The organism is Winogradskyella tangerina (assembly GCF_003260205.1).
In the GTDB taxonomy this organism is placed as follows: Bacteria; Bacteroidota; Bacteroidia; order Flavobacteriales; family Flavobacteriaceae; genus Winogradskyella; species Winogradskyella tangerina.
The window spans coordinates 491,560-515,792 of the sequence record NZ_QERF01000002.1 but is presented as its reverse complement, the minus strand read 5'-3'; the positions used below and the strand labels follow the sequence as shown (position 1 = coordinate 515,792).

The window sequence follows — 24,233 nt, the reverse complement described above, 5'->3', positions numbered from 1 at the left end:
CAAACCTACATAATTTTTGATATTAAAACTAATGTTTTAGTATTTTTGATGCTCATTTAACTATAGAGAAAATTTATGCAACGCGACGAACAAATCTTTGAACTTATAAATGCCGAAAGAGAACGCCAATTAGATGGTATTGAATTAATCGCTTCTGAAAATTTTGTAAGTGACCAAGTCATGGAAGCTACAGGCTCTGTCCTTACAAATAAGTATGCCGAAGGCTACCCTGGAAAGCGCTATTATGGTGGATGTGAAGTAGTGGACGAAGTTGAACGTGTCGCCATTGAAAGAGCAAAAACGCTTTTTGGTGCGGCTTATGCTAATGTGCAACCGCATTCAGGTAGCCAAGCCAATACTGCAGTTTTTCATGCATGTTTAAAACCTGGTGATACTATTTTAGGTTTCGATTTATCTCATGGAGGTCATTTAACGCACGGCTCACCAGTGAATTTTTCTGGTCGCTTGTACAAACCAACATTCTATGGTGTTAAGAAAGATACTGGCTACATTGATTACGATATGTTATCTGATGTTGCTGAAAAGGAACGTCCAAAATTAATAATTGCAGGTGCTTCGGCCTATTCGCGTGATATGGATTTTGCAAAGTTTAGAGAAGTTGCAGATAATGTAGGTGCAATTTTATTGGCTGATATTTCTCATCCATCCGGACTTATAGCAAAAGGAATTCTTAATGATCCAATGCCGCACTGTCATGTTGTAACTACAACAACACATAAAACCTTAAGAGGTCCAAGAGGCGGACTTATTATGATGGGTGAAAATATCGATAACCCATTTGGTATTACTTTGAAAAGTGGTAAACTCCGTAAGATGTCTGGTCTTTTAGATTCAGGAGTATTTCCAGGGAATCAAGGCGGGCCATTAGAGCACGTTATAGCAGCAAAAGCTATTGCATTTGGCGAGGCACTGACTGACGAATTTATGCATTACATGTTACGGGTGAAAAATAACGCCGATGCCATGGCTAAGGCCTTCGTAGCAAAAGATTATCATCTAATTTCTGGTGGAACCGATAACCATATGATGCTTATCGACCTTCGCAACAAGAATATTACTGGTAAGGATGCTGAAAATGCCTTGGTTAAAGCAGATATCACCGTAAACAAAAATATGGTGCCATTCGATACGGAATCGCCATTTGTGACATCAGGTATTAGAGTAGGTACTCCGGCTATTACCACAAGAGGACTCAAAGAGAATGATATGAGTTATGTGGTTGATCTTATTGATGAGGTTATAAATAATCACGAAAATGAGACTGTTCTAGAAGGTGTTGCGCAAAAGGTGAATGAACTAATGGACGGTAGACCATTATTCAATCCTTAATTATTCTCCATTTATGGCCTTCCAGAAGGCATCCTTGTAGGTGGCGCCGATTGGAATGTATTCGCCTTCAATGACAATTCGATTGCGTTCAATAAATTCGATGTGTTCGAAACTTACGATGTAAGATTTATGAACGCGCATAAACCTGTTTTTGGGTAGGATCTGTTCAAAATCTTTCATGTTTTGTAGCGTAAGGACTTTATTTTCTTTCGTTTGAATTGCCACATAATCACTCAATCCTTTCATAAATAGGATATCTGATAAGACAATTTTTTGGTGGCGGTATTCAGTTTTTACGAAAATATAATTGACATTTTCTTCAGGCTGAACACTCGAAGGTTTTTCCTGAACTTTTTCAACTGCCTGAAGAAATCGTTGAAATGTAATTGGCTTCAGCAAGTAATCAACCGCATTTAGATCGTAGCTTTCTAAAGCATATTCAGAATAAGCCGTCGTGAAAATGACCTTCACCTCAGGATTGATGATCTTTTTGAATTCAACACCTGTTATTTCAGGCATTTGAATATCTAAAAACAAAAGGTCAACCGGTGTTTCACGCAATAACTTTAAGGCGTCGAGAGGATTATTGAAAGTTCCTAAGAGTTTCAGATCTTCAATTTTAGAAACATAAGATTCTAGCAAATTAACGGCTAAAGGCTCGTCATCTATGATTATACAGGTCATTTTAGAGGTATTTGTAAAAACGCTTTATAAACTGAATTTTCAGCAGAACAATCAAAGATATAGTCTTTTGGGAATAATAGTTCGAGACGCTTCTTCAAATTATCCAAACCTAAACCACCAACTTTGTCTTTTTTCTTCTCTTCGATCTCATTAAGAACCTTATATTTCAATTGATCATCTTCCACAATAATATGAATCGCGATGGGCTGTGTTTCACTATGCATTTTACCATGTTTGAAAGCATTCTCAACAAATGGTAATAAAATGAATTGTGGCACCTGAATACCTTCAATTATACCTTCAGTATGTAATTCAATATTCGGAGTATCCTTGTGTCTTAGCGATTCGAGCTCAATAAAATTTTTAATCTGTGAGATCTCGTCATTTAGGGGCACAACGGTCTTCGTTTTATATAAAGAATAACGCAGTAATAATGATAACTTTTCTATGGCATTGAGTGCTTTGTCTTTATCGACATGCACTAGCGCATAAATATTATTGAGTGTATTGAATAAAAAGTGTGGATTGGTTTGAGACCGCAAAAGGTCGAGCTCCATGCGTTGATTTTCGAGAAGTAACTGGTTTGTGCGCTCATCTTTATACTTCGAATACTGCCAGAAATAGAAAATGATTCCCAAGGCACAATACTGAAAAACGTAATAGAAATTATCGAAAAAGTAGTAAGATAGTTCTACATCTGGCCGGTAATTACCAAAACCAAAAATACTTCTAAAAAGAACCTCTTCAATTAAATATCTCACCCCAATTAAAGCCACAAGACAGGGCAGGATAATTATAATATTGATCCAGAATGGGTTTTTGTTATGCCGTTTATAAAACACAGCGTAGGAGCAAAGGGCGTACAAGAAGAAAACAAAACCTACTGAAAGTGTGAGCGTTATAATTCTTGGTTGAAAGTGATACTCAATAACTTCATTAAAGGATTTTGCATCGAGAATTTCTCCGATGACATCTGTTACCAGATAATAAATTATAAACCAAAGGCTGAGTTTTTTTATTTCAAATTTCATACTTGCGAAACTAAGGAAATATGCTTTTACCTACCAATGCTATCTGTGAACTTCAAATATTTATCTGTGAACTCGTTTTTTGAAAATTTGAAATTAGTTACATCTAAGTTGACAGAGGACTTTCATCAGTTTACAGATTCTCTTTTCTAGAATGATAAATAGATGAGAAATTTGACATGTCATTAAAAACGAACATCATGAAAAATCTATCTAAACTTTTCGTAGCACTTTTATTTATTCAATTCTCTAATATTATTGCACAAGAGCAACAAGAGATTCTAATTGTTGGTGATATGCATCAATTGCCTGGCATAGTAAAACGCCAATACAAACCAATGGTAAAAAAGATTTTGAAGTACGAGCCAGAGCTTATTATGGCTGAGTATTCAAAAACTGGTGATACTGCGGCGATGGGCGAGTGGAACGCGAGATTTAAAGAGGCTTATTTAAAGAAGAAGGATTCTTTCAATTTAGATATGAACGTCATTAATGGTCTATTGCAAAAGCCAAATTCAGAATTAGATAGCTTGCAATTTAGACAACTTCAATCTTATTTTTTAAGTATTGGTGATCAGGGCAATCATAGAATGTATGGTTACTTGGCCAGATTTGGGACAACTGAAAAATTTAAGCCTTATGGTAATCAGAATACTGATCTTACCTTTCAGCTAATGCGAAAATTAGAACTTAAAAAAGTATACGGCGTTGACAGTCATGCTGGTTACGCCGGTTACTGGCCAGCTTGGCAGCGCAGCCTTAATTCAGGTACCAAGGAAGGTAAGAAGGCGTTCAAAAAAGCAATGCGACGCGATACATGGGGGAACATTTTTGCGGGTCTTTCAGGTTCACTAGGAAGGTATGTCAACAAACCTGAAACTTTAGATGCTTATTACCGCATCAACTCCTTGCGTTATGAAGGATTTGGCGGTGATGACTATGATCTTCAAATGAAAAAATGGGACGACAGAAATGTCAACATGGCTAAGAATATTCTCGAGGTTTTAGAGAAAAATAATGTAAAACGCACGGTATTAATCGTTGGTGCTGGTCATGCTAAAGCGGTTAGCGAGGAGTTAAAACGTTTAAATGCCAACCTTAAAGTTATCATGTATAACGACATTAAAAAACACATCAAATGAGAACAGTAATCAACATTATTGTATGTTGTCTATGGATGAGCAGTGTCCATGCACAAGATACCCTAACCGTAGCACAGCTAGAACCGTTCACCTATAGTTTCTCTGTTGAAAATGGTATGTTAATTGGCGAAGGAGGAGATTTTCTAAAGCAAGAAATAGCAAAAGCGCAATTCACCATGATAGGAGAATATCATGGCTCGAAGAGAATTTCAGAATTTACCAACGCCGTAATTCCAATTTTAAATCAGTTAGGCTGCAAAACTATGGCGCTGGAAGTAGGACCAATTACCGGAGAGCTTTTAAATACATTGGAGGGTAATGTTGAGCAATCCCTAAAACAGTTACATCAAGAGTATCTTACCAAAGAGGAAGATGGTTACGTTAATACACCCTTTCCATTTTTTGATTATAAGGAAGATGCACAGTTTTTGCAGACTGCAAAAGATGCTTCCTGGAATGTCTTCGGAATTGATCAGGAGTTTTATGATAGTTACGTAATGCTTATCGATAAAATGTATAATAATTTGAACGCAGAGCGTAAAAAGGAGCATAAAGACTTATACGATAAAATGCGTGAAGAGCTTCAACAATTTTATTTAGATGATCAGTCTGATAAGCAAAATTTGCACGTTTCAATTTCAAAATCAGAACGGTTGAAGGACTTCTTAAAAGCTATGGCTTCAGAAGTAAAAAATCTTGAAATAATCGAGGCCTTAAAACAGAGCAGTGCCATTTATTTGTTATACAATCAAAGGCAATGGTACGAGAACAACGCCACCAGAATTAAGTACATGAAGGCCCAGCTTCGCAGAGGTTTGAGCAATTCAAACTTTGACCTCTCAAAAGATCGAATGCTTATAAAAATGGGAGGTTATCATTTGTCAAAAGGATTTTCGCCTCTCAGTCTTTATGAAGTGGGAAATACCCTTAATGAAATTGCCGAGTACCACGGAAATACAGCACTAAACATCGGGTTTATGTCGAGATATGCAATAGAAGATGGAGAACTCAAAGACTATTATACTTCTGAAAATCGGTACTTTAAAAACTTTAAAGATCTCTTGCAGATGGGTAAAGAAGACGAATGGGTTATGATCGATCTCAGACGTTTAATTAAAGGCTATTTCTATTATCCTCAACGCTATAAACTCAATCCGAAAATCGCCGAATTAGTGCAACGCTATGATCTGCTTGTTATTCCGAAAACGGAAGAAGAAGGTACTCTAATTTACGATTAGTTAGTCTTCAAAAGTAGTGCTTATGTAAGCCCCAGCATCTGGCGGAGACGTACGAGCGTTACCCAGAATATCTGGTGAGATAAGAAAATCTGGGCTGCCAATACCGTTGGCACCAGAATCTTGGCCAATGCGCATGAGGTTATCAAAAGGACCTTCAAAATCTGGATCTACGTTGAAAATATTTCCTTCGTAAAACATGCCGTCACTGAATACATAGTTTCCTGTTCCTGCGAGTGTGCTATTATCAAATCGAAGCAAACAATTATTGAATTTAAAATTGAATACAGCACCTTCGTCTTCTAATAAAAACTCAGGGTTATCATTGCCATAAATAATACAGTTGTTAAAGTTCGCCTCCGTTAAGTCGTTTGTGAACACTGTGTTGTTTTCATCAACCGTAAAATCGTTCAATAAGACCGACGGGAACTGTCGAAAACTGCTATTCCAGTAATTGGCAATGGTACAATGCGTGAAGTTATATTTACCACCGAAAGTTCCTGCGAATGATGATTGCCCAGAATTGTTTATCACCACATTTTCTCCCGCTATTGATGTTGCTCTTCCTAAAATTCCAAAGGCACTCGAATTATAGATTTGCGAATTCGTTATGGTAAGTTTATCATTCGCCTCATCCTGATTACCCTCCGAAAGCACACCAATTGTGGCGTTTTTAATCGTTGCATAGTTAATCGTATTATTCATACTTCCATTGAACAACCAGATGGTTCCCCATTGTCCAGGAACGTCTGTAAACAATGGTTCTAAACGGTCGCCTTCAAGAATAACTTCATTTTCTAAAACTTCGGGATTTGTGCTAAGATCACCATTTATATTTAGGGTTCCGCCATCAGTAACTATTATTCCGGAGTCGGCATGAAAATGTACACGCACACCCGGTTCCATGGTCAGTGTTTGTCCGTCACCAACAGCAGCGTAGCCATAAATTACGTATGGCTTTTCATTGGTAAACGTAAGTTCATCAGTTTCTAAAAAACGGCCTTGCAAGGTGGTTTCATCTGGTGTACCATCACCGTCAACATCGAAAGTCAGCGTTTCGATAATACCCGTATTTTCATCCCTACTTGGGAAGATGAACATGGCATCCTTCACAAGTGTAACTAAATCGACGTCTTGCTGATTATTACCAGAATCGAACAAAATACGATCGGTATATAAAAACTGAGTATCAGAGCTCGAAAGTGTTTCAATATCGATTGTGGTTTCAATAAAAATAAACAAACTATCGTTGGCCAGAAGCTCTACATTTTCGAAAAACTTACCTTCCTGAGCACCAGGTAGGCCAGTTGTACCGTCAACATTCATTCTATAAAACGAACCAACACCATTTTCTAATTGAATGGTTGGTATTACAATATCCTCATCACTACGGTTATAAACCTTAAGATTATATGTGCTAGAACCAATGTTGGTAAATACCGTATCAAGATAAACGGTATCTCTTTCAAATTCTAAATTTCCTGTGCTGGGTGAAAATTCAAAATCCTCGCGGCATGAACTCCAAAATAGAATTATTCCAAGACAAAGAAAGAATGGTAGTAGTCGCTTCATAAAGAGTTATATAATTTGGCTCTAAAATATAACTTTTGAAGTTAGGAATTATTATGAAACTATGTAATTATATAAGAACTTTAGTCTTTAGTGGTCTTTTCTTCCCCGTACTCTTCGAGGAGAATTAAAAATAATTGACTGTTGAGTACTAGCTGTTCTAGCAACATCATTTTTTTCTCTTCTTTTAGTAATTCAGAACTGATGCCTTTGGCTTCGCAGAAATCATAAAATAATTTTGTTTTATCAGAAGGGATCTTAAGATCTTCGGTTATTAATCGCTCTGTGAAAATGGAACTGCTACTGAATAAAGAATCAATTTGTTTGTAATTGAGAGGTTTATAGATCGGTGTTTTAGGCCGTTTTCGCTTGAAAAGTTTTGCTATTTGTCCAATTAAATAAACAAAGTCTACACCATAGGTTGCGCCTTGTGGTTGATAGAGTTGGGGATTACGTTTGATGTCTTCCTTTATCAGATTTTGAAGATCAGTATTATAGGTTTCTTCTTCAAATTCAGGTTGCTCAGGTTCAGCTTCAACATTTACTTCGTCGAGCTCACTTATGATCTTTTTTATTTCAAAAACATTGACATCTTCAAAATGCGAATCGTTTAAAACAACTTCTAGAGGATGATAAAATAAAGATTCGAAGGAAATGGTATCATTGACCTTTGCCACAATACTAAAATTACCATCTTCATCGGTTACAGTAAGTCGCTTTTGAGTTTTGTTCAAAACCTTTATATCCTTAACTACAGATTTTGAATCGTACACTTTACCTTCAAGTGTTTGCGCGAAAATATGATTGTTAAAGCCAAAAAAGCATACCAAAAATAGAAGGTGTCTCATATTAAAGGATTGGTGAGCTAAAGAACGTAGATAAATGTGAAACCCTTGGGTCAATTAAAAAAACTTTAACCTAAAATATTGTTAATCAAATAAGGTGGCTAATTCTGAAGGTATTTTTGATGGTCGTTTCTTTTTCAAATCCATAAGGCACCATTTGGTTTCAGATTTAACGAGTAGTTTACCGTTTGAAGCGTTATATATTTCAACCTGACGAATTGAAAAGAATCCTTCTGAACTTGAAACGTAGGTTTTAAGTTTTAGTTCATCACCTAAAACAGCCTGATTCTTATAATCAATTATATGACTTACCAAGACCCAAAAAAACTGATCTAATATGGCTTTGGAAGCATTTTGTAGCCAATGGGCTTCTGCCATATCCTGAACCCATTGCACATATCTCACATTGTTAACGTGATTGAGTTGATCTAAATCGTCTTCAATTACGGTAATGGTTTTCTCGAAGGTTTGCATCTTAATATTTTGATGCCTAAAGATATTATTTCTTAGAAAACAGTCGTTTTATTCCATAAAAGAATTTACCCACAGCCGTGCGTTCACGTTGGCCGTTTCTTATGGCTTCTCGTTTGGCTTTACGTTCAGCCCTTACGCGTTGTCTAAAAGCTTTATTGCGTTCTAACCATTTTTTGCGTTGAATATTAACTTTAAAATAACCATCGCTTCGTTCATATCTAGAACCATCTGGGCGACAACTATAGCTAATTAGACCACCAACAACTACGTCTTCGAGTGTCGGATCGACCTCTAATTCTACATGATACTTTAAGGTTGTGTCAACTTTGATTTCTTTGTCTAAAAAACCAACGTAACTAAAAATAAGTGTTTCGCCGACTTGAGTGCGAATGGTAAACTTACCATCGAAATCGGTTGATGCCCCTCGATTAGTTCCTTTTACGAAAACATTTGCACCTGGTAAGGGCAGACCATCACTCGCAGTTGATACAGTACCAGTTACAAGTTGTTCATTTACCAAAGAAATAGCTTTCTTTCCCTTAACAGTTGGAGTTTGTAGGGTATCTACTTTTACGGTTTTTGGTGTCCCTTGGGCGTAAACATCTTGATTTCCAAAGGTGAGAAAGGCAAACAGCCCAGAGGCTACCCAAGACAAATAGTTGTTTTTGTCTTTGCGCTCTAAAGTAAGTTGTCTATTGAGTTGGTCGGCCTTAAAACGACCACAGTGATGAGCACCATTTGCCAAAATATTAACGATCTCTTCATCACTTTTATTGGTAAAGTCAACAACGGTGGTTTGGCATTTGGTACAATGCCGACCTTGTTCTTCAAGGGTCATTTTACTCCAATCCTCATGGCATGGTTCTGGAATTTCTATGTATAAAGACTTTTTCATGAATGGTTGATTTATACTTCAAAGAACCATAAAGGCATTCAAACGAAAAATAAGGAATGAGTGAACACTAATTTAGAGTGAGGGAACTTACTTCTTTTTAATTTTCACCTCGAATAGTTTATCCCAATTCTTACCAGTTACGAATATGGTTTCGCGCTCTGGATGATAGGCAATGCCATTTAGTACATCGAGATCGTCGTGTTTGGTAACGAGTTTTCGGAGTGGTTTAAAGTCAATTACACCTTCAACACCACCTGTTTTCGGGTCGATAATGACCACGCCATTACGCTGATAAATATTGGCGAAAAGTTTACCATTTATCCACTCTAACTCGTTAAGGCTAGGTATTTTCCCTATTTCTGTATAGACCTCAATATGGCCTGTCTCCTTCATGTTATCGGGATTAATGAACCAAATTTTTTCCGTACCGTCAGTTTTGTATAAGGTAGTACCATCATTACAAATACCCCAACCTTCTTTACTTTTTCCGTAGTTGAAAGTTTTTACTTTTTCAAAAGTATTGACATCGTAAATGAAACCTCTTTTGGCTTTCCAAGTGAGTTGATAAAGTTGGTCATTTAAAATGGTGAGCCCTTCACCAAAAAAACGATCTTCCAGATCAATATTCTGAAGTACTTCTCCCGTTTCAAAATTTACTTTTCTCAATTTCGATTCGCCATATTGTCCTGTACTCTCATATAACTCCCCATTATAAAATTCTAGTCCTTGGGTGTAGGAGGTAATATCGTGAGGATAAGTATTTACAATTTCGTATGAATATATGGCGGGAATTACGTTATTGTAAATATTAATCGATTGACTAATCGTTTCTGTTTCGTCGTCATAATTAACAGTTGCAGTCAAGGACTTTTTACCCAAGGTTATATCGTTTAGAACAGCATTCTTATCAATTGGTTTGCCATCTAATTGATAGCTCACTTTTGTGATGTTTAGATTTTTTGGGTTGGTGATGGTTAAATTTAGGGTATCACCTATATGAATCGATTTTATTTGAGTGTCAATTTTAAGTCCCGTTTGTTCGGAACCATTGGTACCGTTACAATTTATTAGGAATATACTCAGGCAGATAAGGATAATATATTTATACAAGTGCATTGTTTTTGAAAGATTTTTGGCAAGTTATTAAATATAATTCAGTTTAAAAATGATTGTTTTTTGGTTGTAAAAGTTTTAAAAGGTTGTATCTTTGCAGCCGGCAAGTCCTACACAACCAGCTCCTGCTTAATCCTCCAGGACGGGAACGTAGCAAAGGTACGCGGTCGTAGCGGTGTGATGTAGGTAGCTTGCCTTTTTTTATGCGCTAAATTTAAGGGCATTATTTCAAGAAAACTTTTTACTTCGTACTTTTAACTTTCAACGTCTAACCTAATATAATGTCTAAAGTTGTTTTAATCACGGGCGGTTCGTCTGGAATTGGGAAATCGGTCGGCGAGTTTCTTCAAGATAAAGGATTTATAGTATATGGTACCAGCCGCAACCCTAATAATTATCCTGATAGTAAATTTCCAATTGTTGCTTTAGATGTCACCTTGCCCGAAACCATTTTTAGTTGTGTGGCGACAGTCTTAGAAAAAGAGTCTAGAATTGATGTTCTAATTAATAATGCTGGGGCAGGAATTACAGGTCCGGTTGAAGAAATTCCTGATGTTGAAATAAAACGCAATTTTGAAACCAATTTTTTTGGACCTATAAATGTAATCAAGGCAGTCTTGCCTTCAATGCGTAGCCAAAATTCAGGTTTAATTATCAATATCACTTCGATAGCAGGGTATATGGGATTACCATTTAGAGGAGTTTACAGTGCTAGTAAAGGAGCTCTTGAGCTTATTACGGAGGCTTTCAGAATGGAACTTAAAGATTTTAATATTGAAATGACCAATGTTGCACCTGGTGATTTTGCCACCAATATAGCAGCAGGGCGTTATCATGCACCTGTTTTGGATGATTCACCGTACAAAGATAAATACGGTCATTCCTTAGCCATGATGGATGAGCATGTCGATGATGGTAATGACCCAAAAGAAATGGCGCAGGCCATCTTTAAGATTATCAATACCAAATCACCAAAGATTCATTATAAGGTTGGTGCTTTTATGCAAAAATTCTCCATCGTGCTAAAGCGTATCCTACCAGACAAAGTCTATGAAAGGCTGTTGATGAATCATTATAAACTGTAAAAGGCAATTTGTTGGTTGCTCCAGTATCCGTTTTGAAGTGCTAAAATTTTTGTTAAATATTCCTAAAAGGGACGTGGTTCGGTATGCTATTTGATGTATTTCATACAAATTGAGCTATTATGAAAAACCATTTACTTTCCTTCATTTTATTGTTCTTCTTATTCACCAGTTGTGAAGATCCAATATGTATATTTCCTAAGGAACCAGAACTTCCCAATAAGCAGTTTCCGATAGGTAACACAGAGAATTATTATTATGTTGATGTGACTGCAGAAATTAATAATGAACCAAGGGACGACGACTATCGTTATTTTTTTGATGTTAGGGGATTACCCGAGGGAATGGATTTCTTCGTTAACTTCAGAACCATTAGTTTGGAAGGGACACCACAAGAATCTGGAATTTTTGATATTACAATATTCCTAGATGTCGACGGACCTTTTAGAAATTTTGACAACGACCCAAATACGCTTTGCAATTTTAGTACTTCTAAAAACTATACCTTAATTATCGAATAGGGTTTCCATTCTTGGTAAATTGTTAATATATTTTGAAGATGGCATTAAGGTCATCCTGTTGATTAGTTGTAAATTCGCGACAATTTAAAACACAACGCAACTGATTCTCTGCAGAAGAGATATAAAAACAAGTTTATTATGAAATTTTTTATTGATACGGCTAATCTAGACCAGATCAAAGAAGCTCAGGATATGGGTATTTTAGACGGTGTTACAACCAACCCTTCATTAATGGCAAAAGAAGGAATTACCGGAACAAATAATATTATGAAGCACTACGTTGATATTTGTAATATTGTTGATGGTGATGTTTCGGCTGAGGTCATCTCTACTGATTTTGAAGGCATGGTTAGAGAAGGTGAGGCTTTAGCTGAGTTACACGATCAAATAGTAATTAAATTACCTATGATTAAGGATGGTGTGAAAGCGTGCAAGTACTTTTCTGATAAAGGCATTAAAACTAATGTAACACTGGTATTTTCACCTGGTCAGGCTTTACTTGCAGCAAAAGCAGGCGCCACTTACGTATCGCCATTTATTGGCCGTTTAGATGATATTTCTACTGATGGTTTAAATCTTATTGCTGAGATACGTCATATTTTTGATAACTACGCCTTTGATACGCAAATCCTTGCTGCATCTGTAAGACACACCATGCATGTTATCGATTGTGCAAAACTTGGTGCTGATGTTATGACTGGGCCATTAAGTTCTATCGTTGGATTGCTCAAGCATCCATTAACAGATATTGGTCTGGAAAAATTCTTAGCAGATTATAAAAAAGGAAATTAATTAAATCTAAAGATTAATTATAACAGCACCTTATTTTTTAGCAATGAGGTGCTTTTTTTGTAGCAAATTGCTCAACAGTTCGTTAAAATCTGACTTGAAAATATTAACGTTAGGGTGAAGGATCATTGCGTTTTCATTCACAATGATGGCCTTATTTAAATAATTTACCGCCAATACTTTACGAGCAACAGTTGGGTACTTAAAAATGTATTCGTTATCCTTCGGGAAGTCATAATTGTTGATTATACTTTTCCATGAAGTTACATCGTTCACATTAAGATTGATCGAAACAAAATCAACATTAGGAAATTTATCTTTTAGACTTTTTACTTTGTAATGTGTACTTCTAAACTGTGATTTAGAATTAGAGGACCAAAAATAAATAATGGTTGGTTTTTTGATAATCTCATTGAGATTATGCTCAGAATCATCGTAGTTTATTATGGCCAAATTCGGAATAGAATTACCTTGTCTCAATAATTTCATTGACGAGACGAGTTCCTTCATACTTTCCTTGTCTTCTTCATTACTACTTTTAGTAAGGAAGTAATTCAACATTTCATTGGCATCATCTTCAGTATGATTATGGCTCACATAATCCCTTGTCTTATATTTTAGAAGACTATTCTTAATCGTTTCGTCTGAAATTAAACTGTCAATCAAATCAAGCTTCGACTTGTTGTAATTCATGGTGTGCCTGTCGAATTTATTGTGATATGGATTGTTGACATAATGAAGGTGAGCCGCAACATTATCTATATGTGAAAACAAAAATCGATTGTATGAATACAAGTGACTCAAGTTGTGTGCATTGTAATCGATCTCATTTCTGAAGGCATAAAAATCTTCGGGTAAATCTTTAATGTGAACCAATTTATTATTCCCAAAATAAGCGAATGGATAAATTTCCTTATCCGCATAGGAGTTATAGTTTATATTGGCTTCAATAATAGATTTGAAAAGTTCAGATTCTGGTTGATCTTGCAGGAAGTTATGAAATTTAGTAAGATCGCGCTTACGTCTATCCTCAATAAATTCATTGAAGGCTTCTGGTTCCATTTTAGAATAGCGCATAAGTTTTTTCTCTTCACGCTCATTGGCCAGATACGTCTCAATAAGGTAGTTGTTCTTTCGTGCACCTTCACCGGTAAAAACCAAGGACTCATCAAAATCATAAGTGTTTAGTCTAAACATAACACTATCACTTGGCTCCAGTAAAATCAGCTGATATTCGCCACCATGCGTAAACGAATAAAGCCCAGCTTTGATATTTTCAATTTTGTAAATAAATCTGTTGTTCACATCTAAGGACAGGGAATCAATCACGTCGCCTTGTGTGTTGTAGAGTATAACGTTTTTGTTTTTCGGATTGATTATTTCACCACCAACATAAGCGTAATCACTATCGGAAGTTGTATTTACTTTACATCCAAAAGTCATTACCATAAGGCCAAGGGACAATATGCAATATCGAGTCAACATTAAAAGTACTTCCGTTAGTTAGTAAGCAAAAATATGTGTTGCGATATTGAAGTGTTGTTAATACCTAGTTAAATCTTGTTATAAGGGTCATTTATTTCGCTCAATCGCTTTTATTTTCTACTTTTGCCGAAAATTTAAAGCCTAATACATGTTATCAGTTTCAAATCTTTCAGTTCAATTCGGAAAACGCGTGCTTTTTGATGAGGTTAATACCACTTTTAATAATGGTAATTGCTATGGTATAATTGGTGCCAATGGTGCTGGTAAATCAACCTTTCTAAAGATTTTGGCAGGTAAAATGGACCCAACCTCCGGACATGTACATCTAGAGCCTGGCAAGCGTATGTCAGTCTTAGAACAAAATCACAATAAACACGATGAGGACACAGTATTAGAGACTGTACTGAAAGGTAATAAACCACTATACGATCTAAAATCTCAAATCGATGCTTTATATGCCGATTATACGGATGAGAATGCTGAAAAGATTGGTGAACTTCAGGTTGAGTTTGAAGAAATGAATGGCTGGAATGCCGATAGTGATGCTGCTGCAATGCTTTCAAACTTAGGGATAAAAGAAGACCTTCATTATACGTTGATGGCTGATCTCGACGGAAAACAAAAAGTACGTGTATTATTAGCGCAAGCGTTATTCGGAAATCCAGATGTATTGATCATGGATGAGCCTACCAACGACTTGGATTACGAAACTATTTCTTGGTTAGAAACCTTCTTAGCAAACTATGATAATTGTGTTATCGTTGTGTCTCACGACAGGCACTTTTTAGATGCAGTTTGTACACATATATCAGACATTGATTTCGGAAAGATCAATCATTATTCTGGTAACTATACGTTTTGGTACGAGTCGTCTCAATTAGCAGCGAAGCAAAGAGCACAACAGAATAAAAAAGCCGAAGAAAAGAAAAAAGAATTAGAAGAGTTTATTCGTCGTTTTTCTGCTAACGTAGCAAAGTCTAAGCAGGCCACGAGTAGAAAGAAGATGATCGATAAGCTGAATATTTCCGATATAAAACCAAGTAGTCGTCGCTATCCAGCAATTATTTTTGAAAGAGAACGCGAGGCTGGTGACCAGATTTTGAATATTGAAGGACTGTCTGCAAGTATAGATGGTGAAACCTTATTTAAAGGTGTTGATATCAATTTAGCAAAAGGCGATAAAGTTGTGGTTTACTCGAAAGATTCTAGAGCAACTACAGCCTTCTATCAAATTATCAATGGTAAGGAAAAAGCTGATTCTGGCAAGTACGCTTGGGGTGTAACAACCACACAGTCTTACCTACCGTTAGACAACAGCGAATACTTCGACAATAAATTAACCTTGGTCGATTGGCTACGTCAGTGGGCAACCACCGAAGAAGAACGTGAAGAAGTTTACATAAGAGGCTTTCTTGGTAAAATGATTTTCAGTGGGGAAGAAGCACTTAAAACGGCAGATGTATTATCTGGTGGTGAAAAAGTACGTTGTATGCTAAGTCGTATGATGATGATCAGAGCTAATGTATTAATGTTAGACGAGCCAACAAATCACTTAGATCTTGAGAGTATTACAGCCTTTAATAATTCATTGAAAAACTTCAAAGGAACTGTTTTATTAACTACCCACGATCATGAGTTTGCGCAAACTGTTGGTAATCGTATCATCGAATTAACACCGAACGGGGTAATCGATCGTTATATGACTTTCGATGAGTACATGAGCGATAAGAAGATCAAAGAACAGCGCGAAAAGATGTACGCTGTTACTGTATAGAATTCGATTATTGGCCTTTAGCTATTGTAGTCTTTTTTAGTATATATTAGTATATTGAAAATAAAAATCTATGAACGCTAAATATTCAAAGTATATACTATATGCACTTTTTATAGTATTTCAACTTTCATGTGAAAATGAGTCAGTAGAAACAGAGCCTGAGACCATGATAGATCCCCTTGAAGGTACTTGGGATTTGATAATGCTCGAAGGAGGTGATTTTGTGACTGAGACATTTACTTGGAATCCTGGTGAACGAACTTTAACTTTCGATACAGTTAATAGAACCTTGACCTTTATTGATAATCTTAACCCAGATTTTACATGTCCTACTTGCAATGCAACGCATAATTATGCAATAGTTGAAGAGTTAGTTACAATAATTAATGCCGAAGCCCCTTATATTTATTTAGTTGAAAATACCGATGATGACCCAAGCACGAATGGGTTTCCTTTTGGTTGGATTGATACTTTAACAGACCTAGAATTAATAATCAAAACTCCTGGAATAATACCTACTGTTTGGACTTTCACAAAAGCGGAATAATACTAAAACAAAAGTCTATTCTCAATAAACTAATATTTAATCTGCGGTTTTTATTTCAGACTTTACCTGTTCTACAATAGCGTTAGCTTTGTCTAGTTCGTCATTATTTACCCAGACCTCTTGGTAGCCTTGATTTAACGAACCATAGCCAGCCAAGCGCTGTGATTCACCTTCGTCTTTAATGATTGGGATAATACCAACGCGCTCTAATTCGTCTTTAACTCGTGTTACAAGTATAAAGTTGCCGTAATATATTTTGGTGTATTCTGAAGTGCTCATAACTATAGGTATTAAATTGTACCTATAAGTTACGAAAATTGAACGAATTTTACAATTCTGAAAATCAGGTATTGTAGTATTTGCTATCCCAAATGGCCGCACTAAAATTCTTTCCCGATAGGTAACCATAGTACATCACTGATGCCACCACCGACTTAAACACAAACAAGAATACAATACCTGCATTGGCAGCTGTAGCTTTGTTCGAAAATACGCCTTCAGGAATTGCTGCGGTCAATAAAATACTTAAGATAAACATGCAGAAAACGAAATTTTCAAAATCTCTGATTGGCCACATGATCGCTCTTCTAAATGAGTTTAAATCATTACCCCATTTATGAATAAGGTAATAGTAACCATTACCGATCGGAGCGAACAATAATGGATCATCGTAATGCTCTAATTTGAATAATTTCGCCGGCGCAATAATCTTGAACCCTTTGAGTTCGGTGTTGTGCTCTTTTTCGAGCTGCTTTATTTTTGATATGGCTTCATAGGGCAATTCACCTTTAAAAAGTTTAGTGTCTAGAAAACGAAGTCTATAGTTGACACAAGTTTTTTTAATCTGGCTAATGTGATAAATGCGATCGGTTTCTAACAAGTCGAAATTAAAATCGTTACGATCGGAGTTAGGACCTTTAGAAAGCGTTTCCAAGATGGCATCGTCTTTTTGATTATCTTCACTTAGGATGGCTTTTACTTCATCGATAATTCTATCCTCAACATTTCCCTTGCGCTTTAGTGCTTTGAGTCTATCCTCAATGTTAGTCTTTTTCAATTGCATTTTCCTTTTTCTTTTTTTAAAAATAAGATTACTAATTTTTAGATACAAAAATTTAACAATTGTGTTTAATCTTTATTTGCAAAATTAGGTTAAGAAGTAATTTAACTTAAACAAAGCAGATACTTTGCTATTATTTAAAATTATTCTAAATAGATTATTGATAGATAATACCTATCGAAAAATAAACATTTAGTATATCTGAAATTTAGTCTTAGCGTATTAATTTTTTAATTTTATCCAAGGAAAAAATAACTCTCCAAAAACAATAAATAATGGACAATAAAGGAAATTACAACATTAACAGCAGTGATGCTAGCCAATGCCCTTTTTTGAGTGGTACTCAGAAAAAATCTGCAGGTGGTGGAACTCAAAATCGCGATTGGTGGCCAAATGAATTAAAACTAAATATTTTAAGACAGCATGCTGCCAAAAACGATCCAATGGGTGAGGATTTTGATTATGCTGCGGCATTCAACAGTATTAATTACGATGAGTTGAAGCAAGACTTGGTGAATTTAATGACGGATTCTCAGGATTGGTGGCCAGCTGACTATGGACACTATGGAGGATTTATGATTCGTATGGCATGGCACAGTGCAGGTACGTATAGAGTTGGAGATGGACGTGGAGGTGCTGGTACCGGAACACACCGTTTTGCACCTTTAAATAGCTGGCCAGATAACGGCAACTTAGACAAAGCACGTTTATTATTATGGCCAATTAAAAAGAAATATGGGAATAAAATTTCTTGGGCAGACCTTATGATTTTAGCAGGTAACTGTGCCTTAGAATCAATGGGCTTTAAAACCTTTGGTTTTGCTGGCGGTAGAGAAGATGTTTGGGAACCTGAGCAAGATATTTACTGGGGAAGCGAAACAGGTTGGTTAGATAATGATGAACGATACGATACAAGTGATGGTGATTTAGAGGGTCATCTCGGTGCTGTACACATGGGATTGATCTATGTAAATCCTGAAGGACCAAATGGAGAACCAGATCCTTTAAAATCTGCACACGATATTAGAATAACATTCGGGCGTATGGCCATGAATGACGAGGAAACCGTAGCACTAGTAGCAGGTGGACATACCTTCGGAAAAGCGCACGGTGCTGCTGATCCGGAAAAATATGTAGGTGTTGAACCTCATGGTGCATCAATCGAGGAAATGAGTACAGGTTGGAAAAATACTTTTGAAACTGGAGTTTTACAACACGCCATCACCAGCGGTATTGAAGGTGCATGGACACCAAATCCAACTCAGTGGGATGCAGATTATTTCGACGTTTTATTAAACTATGATTGGGAATTAACTAAGAGTCCGGCAGGTGCTCATCAATGGACACCAACAGCAGATTCTAATGCGCGTATGGCACCAACTGCTGATGGAAGTGGTAAGCAAGCTCTGATGATGACCACTGCAGATATGGCATTAAAAATGGATCCTGCTTACAGAGAAATTTCCGAGCGTTTTCATAAAAATCATGACGCCTTTGCAGATGCATTTGCACGTGCATGGTACAAACTGACTCATAGAGATATGGGACCAATAGACCGTTATTTAGGTCCAGAAGTACCGAGTGAAGAATTGATCTGGCAAGACCCAATTCCAAAGGTGAATTATACATTAAGTGATGCTGATATTTCAAGCTTAAAGAAGATGGTTTTAGCTTCAGGCTTAACAATTTCAGAAATCATAAAAACAGCTTGGGCTTCGGCTTCAACATTTAGAGGTTCTGATATGAGAGGTGGTGCTAATGGTGCGCGTATTCGCTTAGAGCCACAAAGAAGCTGGGAGGTGAATAATCCTGAAGAATTGAATAAAGTATTAAATGTGCTTGAGGGTATTCAAAATGAATTTAGCGGAACAATTTCTATGGCTGACCTAATCGTATTAGCAGGAAATGCAGCAGTTGAAGAGGCCGCTAAAGAGGCTGGTCATAATGTAACTGTTCCTTTTACTCAAGGTAGAGGAGATGCTTCTCAAGAGCAAACGGATCTCGAATCTTTTGGTTACTTAAAGCCATTGGCGGATGGATTCAGAAATTATATGAGTCCAGAGTTGAAAGAAGTTGCAGCAGAAGATCTATTGGTAGATCGCGCAAATCTCTTAACACTTTCAATCCCTGAAATGACAGCATTAGTTGGTGGTCTTCGTGTATTAGGTGCTAATTACGATAATTCAAACTATGGTGTATTCACGGATAATGTTGGACAGCTATCAAACGATTTCTTTACGAACATTCTAGACTTTACATATACTTGGAGTGCAACTTCAGAAGATGACACAATTTTTGAAGGTCGTGATCGCAGAACAGGAGAAGTGAAGTTCACAGGAACTAGAGCAGATCTCATCTTCGGTTCAAATACAGAACTAAGAGCGATTTGTGAAGTTTACGGAGCCGATGACGGTGAAGCTAGATTTGTAAACGAATTTGTAGCAGCTTGGGCTAAAGTGATGAATTTAGACCGATTTGATTTAAAATAAGAATTGATTAATAGCAAATCATAAAAGGGAATGTGTAGTAATAGTATACATTCCCTTTTTAAATTTTATGAACAATGAACGCACAAGAATTATTTTTTAGGACGATTCAAACAGGAAATATTGAAAACGTAAGACTGCAATTGCAAAACAATCCTCATTTGGTAAATTCTGAAGATGCGAGGGGATTTACGCCACTCATTTTTGCTACGTATTTTGATCAAGAGGATATCGCGAAGCTGTTAATTGAAAATAAAGCCAATATTAATGGAACCGATGGATCGGGTAACACCGCATTGATTGGTGTAAGTTTTAAAGGTAATCTTAGTCTGGTTAAATTGTTGCTCGATAACGGTGCCAATATCAACATTCAAAATAACAATGGTACTACGGCCTTAAATTTTGCAACCCAGTACAATCAGATCGAGGTTGTTAAACTTCTATTGGAAAATAATGCCGACCCATCGATAGAAGACGCTGGTGGTAAAACAGCATTAGACCATGCTAGAATCAAAGGATTTTCGGATGTAGCGGAGTTATTTAATGAGTAGAATTGTACGTGATATTTTTTTTAAGAAGAAATTCACGTTTACGATGAAATTTAGGATATTTATAACAATTCTAAATAGCGTTTATCCCTTATATAGCTTATCTTTAGAGAAGAAATTATATAAAATTATAAGCTATGAAATCACTCTACTATTTATTACTTTTTTTGTTTTTATTCAGTTCATGTGTTGTAGTTCGTCAAGATGAAGTTGCTGTGAAACGGCGACAAGGAAAATTAATTGGCGAACCTGTAAGTCAGACCGCAAAAATTTACAATCCCTTGGTTACGACGTATATTAAAGTTCCAACACGCATTGTTAATTTCAAAATTAATCTCGACATCCCATCAAAAGAAGGATTAACAATTGGTTCTGAAATGTCAATTTTATATCGTGTAAAACCCGATGAAGTAAAGTCATTGCTTGAAAATGTTGGAATGAATTATGAACAAGAATTAATTGCTCCAGTATTTCGCTCAGCTCTAGCAGATGTAAGTGCTAGATTTATGGCCAAAGACATGCACACAGGAAACCGAGCTTCCATTGAAGAAGAGGTTAAGAACATGATCAATGAAACTTTAGATAAAAAGGGAATTGTTATCGAACAGGTGTTGATGAAACGAATCGTACTTCCTGCCTCACTATCAGCAGCTATTGAACAAAAACTCACGGCAGAACAACGCGCACAACAAATGCAATTTGTACTCGAAAGAGAACGATTAGAAAATGAGCGAAAGCTTATTGAAGCACAAGGTATTGCACAAGCAAACCTAGTTGCTGCTGAGGGAAAAGCAAAGGCAAATGAAGTACTGAGCATGGGCTTAAACGAACTTTTATTACGTTTGAGAGCCATCGAAGCTTTTGAAAAGCTTAGCAACTCAGCTAATGCAAAAGTGATTGTGACTAATGGAGAAACACCACTGATCATTAACGACAAATAAGTGGGCTAGCATTATTAGTCAAAAATTTAAATCGAAAAAGGGCTATCTGAAAACACATTTTTTAGATAGCTCTTTTTTTTATGGTTATGACACTCTTCCTCTGATCTGTCTGATTTTAATTCGAAATGCTGCAAATACTAATGTGGTAAAAGGACTCAACCAATTAAAAACAGCATAGAAGAAATATTCAGTTACACCTACACCTAAAACACCACTTTGGTAGGCACCACAGGTATTCCAAGGTATAAGTACAGAAGTAACTGTACCAGAGTCTTCGAGGGTTCTACTTAAATTTTCAGGAGCTAATCCTTTATCTTCAAAGGCATTTTTAAACATTTTTCCCGGAATAACAATAGCTAAATACTGATCTGATGCAATGGCATTAAGTCCAAGACAACTGATCACTGTACTGGCAAATAATCCGAAAATTGTAGTCGCTACAGAAAGTAAGGCTTTTGTAATTCGAGCTAAGGCACCAATACCATCCATAATACCTCCAAAGACCATGGCACATAGGATTAAGAAAATCGTCCATAGCATACCTTTCATGCCGCCAGAGCTAAACAAATCATTTAAGGTTGCATTATCTGTCGCTATTGCGGTATCAGTTAGCACTGAATTTACAATAGCTGAAAAATTAGAATCTGAAAGACCTTTGAGTACATCTGGCTGAAAGAAAACAGCAAAAATGGCTGCTAAAATTACTCCTGAAGCCAGAGCTACTAATGGTTTTGCTTTAAATAAGATCAGTACAATCACTGCAACCGGAACCAAAAAAAGCCACGGTGTGATGTTGAAGGTCTTATCGATCGAAGCCAGAAGATTACTGATATCAGCTGTTCCTGTTGGTTCGATAGTAAAGCTTATAATACTAAAAACGACCAATGTAATTACGATGGTAGGCACAGTCGTATAAGCCATATATTTAATATGTGTAAACAGATCCGTTCCTGCCATTGCAGGAGCTAAGTTTGTAGTATCGCTGAGTGGTGACATTTTATCACCGAAGTACGCGCCAGAAATTACTGCGCCGGCAATCATACCAGGATTAATTCCTAAGGCTACACCTATTCCAACTAAAGCAATACCAACAGTGGCTGAGGTTGTCCATGAACTACCAGTTGCAATCGAAATTATAGCGGCAATCACTATCGAAGCTGGTAAGAATATTTCTGGACTCAATACTTGTAATCCATAATAAACCATTGCCGGAATAACACCGCTTACAAGCCAAGTTCCGGCAAGAGCACCAACTAAAAACAAGATCATAATCGGAACAAATACGCTTTTAATATTTTCCCAAACTTCTTTGATCATTATTATTGGAGATACTTTATTGAGCATTCCACCAATAAAAGCAACAAATCCTCCAATCAAAAGAATATATTGATTTGAGTATTCTCCCATCATCTCACCGTCGGCATAAAAAATATTGTAAGCTAATAAACCCATAAGGATAACCACAGGTACCATAGCCTCATAAATATTAAGTTCTTTATTGTCTATGATTTTTTGGTCATCTACTTTAATTTCGGATAAGTCGTCGTCTTGCATCTTAGTTTTGTTTAGTTGTGTAATGTTACGATTTTGTAAACCGATTTACAAATGCGCAGAGTTGTGTACTTTTGTTTTCGAAAATGGATTCTTTAACTCAAATTGTTTTAGGTGCTGCATGTGGAGAAGCAGTACTAGGTAAAAAAATCGGTAACAAAGCACTATTGTTTGGTGCCATTGGTGGTACGATACCAGATCTTGATGTTTTTGTTGGTGCCCTATTATTTCAAAATGAAATTGATGCCATGCTTTTTCATAGGGGATTTATGCATTCAATTTTGTTCTCCATACTCGGAGCATTTCTCTTTGGTCGGCTGGTTCATAAATTATATGACACAGGTAAACGACGGCAAACCACCACGCAAACTGATTGGATAAAATTGTTTTTCTGGTCATTATTTACCCATCCTATTTTAGACGCCTTTACACCTTATGGAACGCAGCTTTTTGCGCCATTTTCAAATTATCGGGTCGCTCTAAATAACATAGCTGTTGCCGATCCGCTATATACTGCGCCATTTTTACTCAGTCTCATTATTCTAATGTTTTTCAATAGGAAAAGCCAAAGAAGAAAATTTTGGTTGAAGTTAGGAATTGGGCTTAGCTCAGTGTATATGATATTAACACTAGCCAATAAAGTTTACATCGATAATGTCTTCAAAAATTCTTTAACGGATCAAAAGATTGATTTTTCCAGATTTAGTACTCAGCCTGCAATTTTGAATAATATCCTTTGGTATGGTATTGCTGAAACTAATGAGTCCTATTATGCAGGATTCTATTCTTTATTTGACACCTCCAATCAATTTTCCGACTGGAAAGAAATTCCGAAGAAAAGAAGCTTAAAGACCAAAGATTTTGAAGATTTGAAAGGCCTTGCGTGGTTTAGTAATGACTATTACAATATTGAAGCAATATCTGATAGCAGCTACCTTTATAAAGATCTAAGATATCCTATGGTAAAGACTAGGAAAGGCTATAAGGCCATTTTCAATCTTATGCTGTATAAAGATGAAGATCGCCTTAATATGCAACCATTTGAACCTGAAATGGACGATTTTAGCTTTGCTATCAACGCTTTATGGATACGCTTGAAAGGACAATGAAACGT

General features: G+C 36.4%; 23 protein-coding genes and 1 other RNA gene. 13 read left to right on the top strand and 11 right to left on the bottom strand.

All coding sequences use genetic code 11. The features are described 5' to 3' along the window. Positions 1–75 precede the first annotated feature (75 nt). Positions 76–1,350 (top strand): serine hydroxymethyltransferase, encoded by a 1,275-nt coding sequence (glyA, locus tag DDY94_RS05055; RefSeq protein ID WP_111682951.1) that lies wholly within the window; start codon positions 76–78, stop codon positions 1,348–1,350. Here the strand turns inward: glyA and DDY94_RS05050 are convergent, their stop codons facing one another. After that, positions 1,351–2,034, bottom strand: coding sequence for a LytR/AlgR family response regulator transcription factor (locus tag DDY94_RS05050; protein WP_111682950.1), 684 nt, complete (start codon positions 2,032–2,034; stop codon positions 1,351–1,353). It lies immediately after the preceding gene. Then, positions 2,031–3,065: a sensor histidine kinase gene (locus DDY94_RS05045; protein WP_111682949.1), complete on the bottom strand. Its 1,035-nt coding sequence runs from the start codon at positions 3,063–3,065 to the stop codon at positions 2,031–2,033. The genes DDY94_RS05050 and DDY94_RS05045 overlap by 4 nt, the downstream gene beginning before the upstream one ends. 197 nt (positions 3,066–3,262) lie before the next feature. Here DDY94_RS05045 and DDY94_RS05040 point away from each other — a divergent pair, with 197 nt between their 5' ends. Then, positions 3,263–4,204 (top strand): DUF5694 domain-containing protein, encoded by a 942-nt coding sequence (locus tag DDY94_RS05040; RefSeq protein ID WP_111682948.1) that lies wholly within the window; start codon positions 3,263–3,265, stop codon positions 4,202–4,204. Next, positions 4,201–5,442, top strand: a complete 1,242-nt coding sequence (locus DDY94_RS05035) for a hypothetical protein (RefSeq protein WP_157957253.1) — start codon at positions 4,201–4,203, stop codon at positions 5,440–5,442. Before DDY94_RS05040 ends, DDY94_RS05035 begins: the two co-directional genes overlap by 4 nt. Here the strand turns inward: DDY94_RS05035 and DDY94_RS05030 are convergent, their stop codons facing one another. From DDY94_RS05030 to DDY94_RS05010, 5 genes are all read right to left on the bottom strand, one after another. Next, on the bottom strand, positions 5,443–7,011 hold the full coding sequence (locus DDY94_RS05030) for a right-handed parallel beta-helix repeat-containing protein (RefSeq protein WP_111682946.1): 1,569 nt from the start codon (positions 7,009–7,011) through the stop codon (positions 5,443–5,445). A gap of 80 nt (positions 7,012–7,091) precedes the next feature. Beyond that, entirely contained in the window at positions 7,092–7,856 is a 765-nt protein-coding gene (locus tag DDY94_RS05025) for a hypothetical protein (protein WP_111682945.1), read from the bottom strand. An 81-nt stretch (positions 7,857–7,937) separates the two neighbouring features. Further along, positions 7,938–8,327, bottom strand: coding sequence for an acyl-CoA thioesterase (locus tag DDY94_RS05020; protein ID WP_111682944.1), 390 nt, complete (start codon positions 8,325–8,327; stop codon positions 7,938–7,940). A 25-nt stretch (positions 8,328–8,352) separates the two neighbouring features. Then, positions 8,353–9,222: a carboxypeptidase-like regulatory domain-containing protein gene (locus DDY94_RS05015; protein ID WP_111682943.1), complete on the bottom strand. Its 870-nt coding sequence runs from the start codon at positions 9,220–9,222 to the stop codon at positions 8,353–8,355. An 87-nt stretch (positions 9,223–9,309) separates the two neighbouring features. Then, positions 9,310–10,338 (bottom strand): glutaminyl-peptide cyclotransferase, encoded by a 1,029-nt coding sequence (locus DDY94_RS05010; RefSeq protein ID WP_111682942.1) that lies wholly within the window; start codon positions 10,336–10,338, stop codon positions 9,310–9,312. Between the two features lie 98 nt (positions 10,339–10,436). Between DDY94_RS05010 and ffs the strand changes: the two genes are divergently transcribed. From ffs to fsa, 4 genes are all read left to right on the top strand, one after another. Continuing rightward, an RNA gene (gene ffs / locus DDY94_RS05005) (signal recognition particle sRNA small type) lies at positions 10,437–10,535 on the top strand. Positions 10,536–10,616: 81 nt separating this feature from the next. Next, the gene (locus DDY94_RS05000; RefSeq protein WP_111682941.1) at positions 10,617–11,420 is read left to right on the top strand and encodes an SDR family oxidoreductase; all 804 of its coding nucleotides are present in this window, start codon (positions 10,617–10,619) and stop codon (positions 11,418–11,420) included. 119 nt (positions 11,421–11,539) lie between these two features. Beyond that, positions 11,540–11,938 carry a hypothetical protein gene (locus DDY94_RS04995; protein WP_111682940.1) on the top strand — a complete coding sequence of 133 codons (399 nt, stop codon included), beginning with the start codon at positions 11,540–11,542 and terminating at the stop codon, positions 11,936–11,938. Between the two features lie 138 nt (positions 11,939–12,076). Then, entirely contained in the window at positions 12,077–12,730 is a 654-nt protein-coding gene (gene fsa / locus DDY94_RS04990; RefSeq protein ID WP_111682939.1) for a fructose-6-phosphate aldolase, read from the top strand. Between the two features lie 30 nt (positions 12,731–12,760). On the opposite strand, the gene DDY94_RS04985 is transcribed toward fsa, so the two are convergent. Then, complete coding sequence (locus DDY94_RS04985) at positions 12,761–14,212, bottom strand: TlpA family protein disulfide reductase (RefSeq protein WP_157957252.1); 1,452 nt, start codon at positions 14,210–14,212, stop codon at positions 12,761–12,763. A gap of 148 nt (positions 14,213–14,360) precedes the next feature. Here DDY94_RS04985 and DDY94_RS04980 point away from each other — a divergent pair, with 148 nt between their 5' ends. Both DDY94_RS04980 and DDY94_RS04975 read left to right on the top strand, forming a co-directional pair. Then, positions 14,361–15,986, top strand: coding sequence for an ABC-F family ATP-binding cassette domain-containing protein (locus tag DDY94_RS04980; RefSeq protein ID WP_111682937.1), 1,626 nt, complete (start codon positions 14,361–14,363; stop codon positions 15,984–15,986). Between the two features lie 70 nt (positions 15,987–16,056). Next, positions 16,057–16,533, top strand: coding sequence for a hypothetical protein (locus DDY94_RS04975; RefSeq protein WP_111682936.1), 477 nt, complete (start codon positions 16,057–16,059; stop codon positions 16,531–16,533). A gap of 36 nt (positions 16,534–16,569) precedes the next feature. Here the strand turns inward: DDY94_RS04975 and DDY94_RS04970 are convergent, their stop codons facing one another. Together DDY94_RS04970 and DDY94_RS04965 are read right to left on the bottom strand one after the other, a co-directional pair. Further along, the gene (locus DDY94_RS04970) at positions 16,570–16,812 is read right to left on the bottom strand and encodes a putative signal transducing protein (protein ID WP_111682935.1); all 243 of its coding nucleotides are present in this window, start codon (positions 16,810–16,812) and stop codon (positions 16,570–16,572) included. A gap of 64 nt (positions 16,813–16,876) precedes the next feature. Continuing rightward, entirely contained in the window at positions 16,877–17,596 is a 720-nt protein-coding gene (locus DDY94_RS04965; protein ID WP_111682934.1) for a hypothetical protein, read from the bottom strand. A gap of 272 nt (positions 17,597–17,868) precedes the next feature. Between DDY94_RS04965 and katG the strand changes: the two genes are divergently transcribed. From katG to DDY94_RS04950, 3 genes are all read left to right on the top strand, one after another. Next, positions 17,869–20,082 (top strand): catalase/peroxidase HPI, encoded by a 2,214-nt coding sequence (katG, locus tag DDY94_RS04960; protein WP_111682933.1) that lies wholly within the window; start codon positions 17,869–17,871, stop codon positions 20,080–20,082. 74 nt (positions 20,083–20,156) lie between these two features. After that, positions 20,157–20,630, top strand: a complete 474-nt coding sequence (locus DDY94_RS04955) for an ankyrin repeat domain-containing protein (protein ID WP_111682932.1) — start codon at positions 20,157–20,159, stop codon at positions 20,628–20,630. Between the two features lie 134 nt (positions 20,631–20,764). Next, on the top strand, positions 20,765–21,568 hold the full coding sequence (locus DDY94_RS04950) for a prohibitin family protein (RefSeq protein ID WP_111682931.1): 804 nt from the start codon (positions 20,765–20,767) through the stop codon (positions 21,566–21,568). Between the two features lie 84 nt (positions 21,569–21,652). Here the strand turns inward: DDY94_RS04950 and nhaC are convergent, their stop codons facing one another. Further along, the gene (nhaC, locus tag DDY94_RS04945; protein ID WP_111682930.1) at positions 21,653–23,122 is read right to left on the bottom strand and encodes a Na+/H+ antiporter NhaC; all 1,470 of its coding nucleotides are present in this window, start codon (positions 23,120–23,122) and stop codon (positions 21,653–21,655) included. Between the two features lie 83 nt (positions 23,123–23,205). Between nhaC and DDY94_RS04940 the strand changes: the two genes are divergently transcribed. Beyond that, complete coding sequence (locus DDY94_RS04940) at positions 23,206–24,228, top strand: metal-dependent hydrolase (protein ID WP_111682929.1); 1,023 nt, start codon at positions 23,206–23,208, stop codon at positions 24,226–24,228. The last annotated feature ends 5 nt before the right edge of the window (positions 24,229–24,233 follow it).

Excerpts from the sequence above, each read along its gene's own strand:
- glyA (WP_111682951.1), top strand. The coding sequence starts at position 76 with ATGCAACGCGACGAACAAATCTTTGAACTTATAAATGCCGAAAGAGAA.
- DDY94_RS05050 (WP_111682950.1), bottom strand. The coding sequence starts at position 2,034 with ATGACCTGTATAATCATAGATGACGAGCCTTTAGCCGTTAATTTGCTA.
- DDY94_RS05045 (WP_111682949.1), bottom strand. The coding sequence starts at position 3,065 with ATGAAATTTGAAATAAAAAAACTCAGCCTTTGGTTTATAATTTATTAT.
- DDY94_RS05040 (WP_111682948.1), top strand. The coding sequence starts at position 3,263 with ATGAAAAATCTATCTAAACTTTTCGTAGCACTTTTATTTATTCAATTC.
- DDY94_RS05035 (WP_157957253.1), top strand. The coding sequence starts at position 4,201 with ATGAGAACAGTAATCAACATTATTGTATGTTGTCTATGGATGAGCAGT.
- DDY94_RS05030 (WP_111682946.1), bottom strand. The coding sequence starts at position 7,011 with ATGAAGCGACTACTACCATTCTTTCTTTGTCTTGGAATAATTCTATTT.
- DDY94_RS05025 (WP_111682945.1), bottom strand. The coding sequence starts at position 7,856 with ATGAGACACCTTCTATTTTTGGTATGCTTTTTTGGCTTTAACAATCAT.
- DDY94_RS05020 (WP_111682944.1), bottom strand. The coding sequence starts at position 8,327 with ATGCAAACCTTCGAGAAAACCATTACCGTAATTGAAGACGATTTAGAT.
- DDY94_RS05015 (WP_111682943.1), bottom strand. The coding sequence starts at position 9,222 with ATGAAAAAGTCTTTATACATAGAAATTCCAGAACCATGCCATGAGGAT.
- DDY94_RS05010 (WP_111682942.1), bottom strand. The coding sequence starts at position 10,338 with ATGCACTTGTATAAATATATTATCCTTATCTGCCTGAGTATATTCCTA.
- DDY94_RS05000 (WP_111682941.1), top strand. The coding sequence starts at position 10,617 with ATGTCTAAAGTTGTTTTAATCACGGGCGGTTCGTCTGGAATTGGGAAA.
- DDY94_RS04995 (WP_111682940.1), top strand. The coding sequence starts at position 11,540 with ATGAAAAACCATTTACTTTCCTTCATTTTATTGTTCTTCTTATTCACC.
- fsa (WP_111682939.1), top strand. The coding sequence starts at position 12,077 with ATGAAATTTTTTATTGATACGGCTAATCTAGACCAGATCAAAGAAGCT.
- DDY94_RS04985 (WP_157957252.1), bottom strand. The coding sequence starts at position 14,212 with ATGTTGACTCGATATTGCATATTGTCCCTTGGCCTTATGGTAATGACT.
- DDY94_RS04980 (WP_111682937.1), top strand. The coding sequence starts at position 14,361 with ATGTTATCAGTTTCAAATCTTTCAGTTCAATTCGGAAAACGCGTGCTT.
- DDY94_RS04975 (WP_111682936.1), top strand. The coding sequence starts at position 16,057 with ATGAACGCTAAATATTCAAAGTATATACTATATGCACTTTTTATAGTA.
- DDY94_RS04970 (WP_111682935.1), bottom strand. The coding sequence starts at position 16,812 with ATGAGCACTTCAGAATACACCAAAATATATTACGGCAACTTTATACTT.
- DDY94_RS04965 (WP_111682934.1), bottom strand. The coding sequence starts at position 17,596 with ATGCAATTGAAAAAGACTAACATTGAGGATAGACTCAAAGCACTAAAG.
- katG (WP_111682933.1), top strand. The coding sequence starts at position 17,869 with ATGGACAATAAAGGAAATTACAACATTAACAGCAGTGATGCTAGCCAA.
- DDY94_RS04955 (WP_111682932.1), top strand. The coding sequence starts at position 20,157 with ATGAACGCACAAGAATTATTTTTTAGGACGATTCAAACAGGAAATATT.
- DDY94_RS04950 (WP_111682931.1), top strand. The coding sequence starts at position 20,765 with ATGAAATCACTCTACTATTTATTACTTTTTTTGTTTTTATTCAGTTCA.
- nhaC (WP_111682930.1), bottom strand. The coding sequence starts at position 23,122 with ATGCAAGACGACGACTTATCCGAAATTAAAGTAGATGACCAAAAAATC.
- DDY94_RS04940 (WP_111682929.1), top strand. The coding sequence starts at position 23,206 with ATGGATTCTTTAACTCAAATTGTTTTAGGTGCTGCATGTGGAGAAGCA.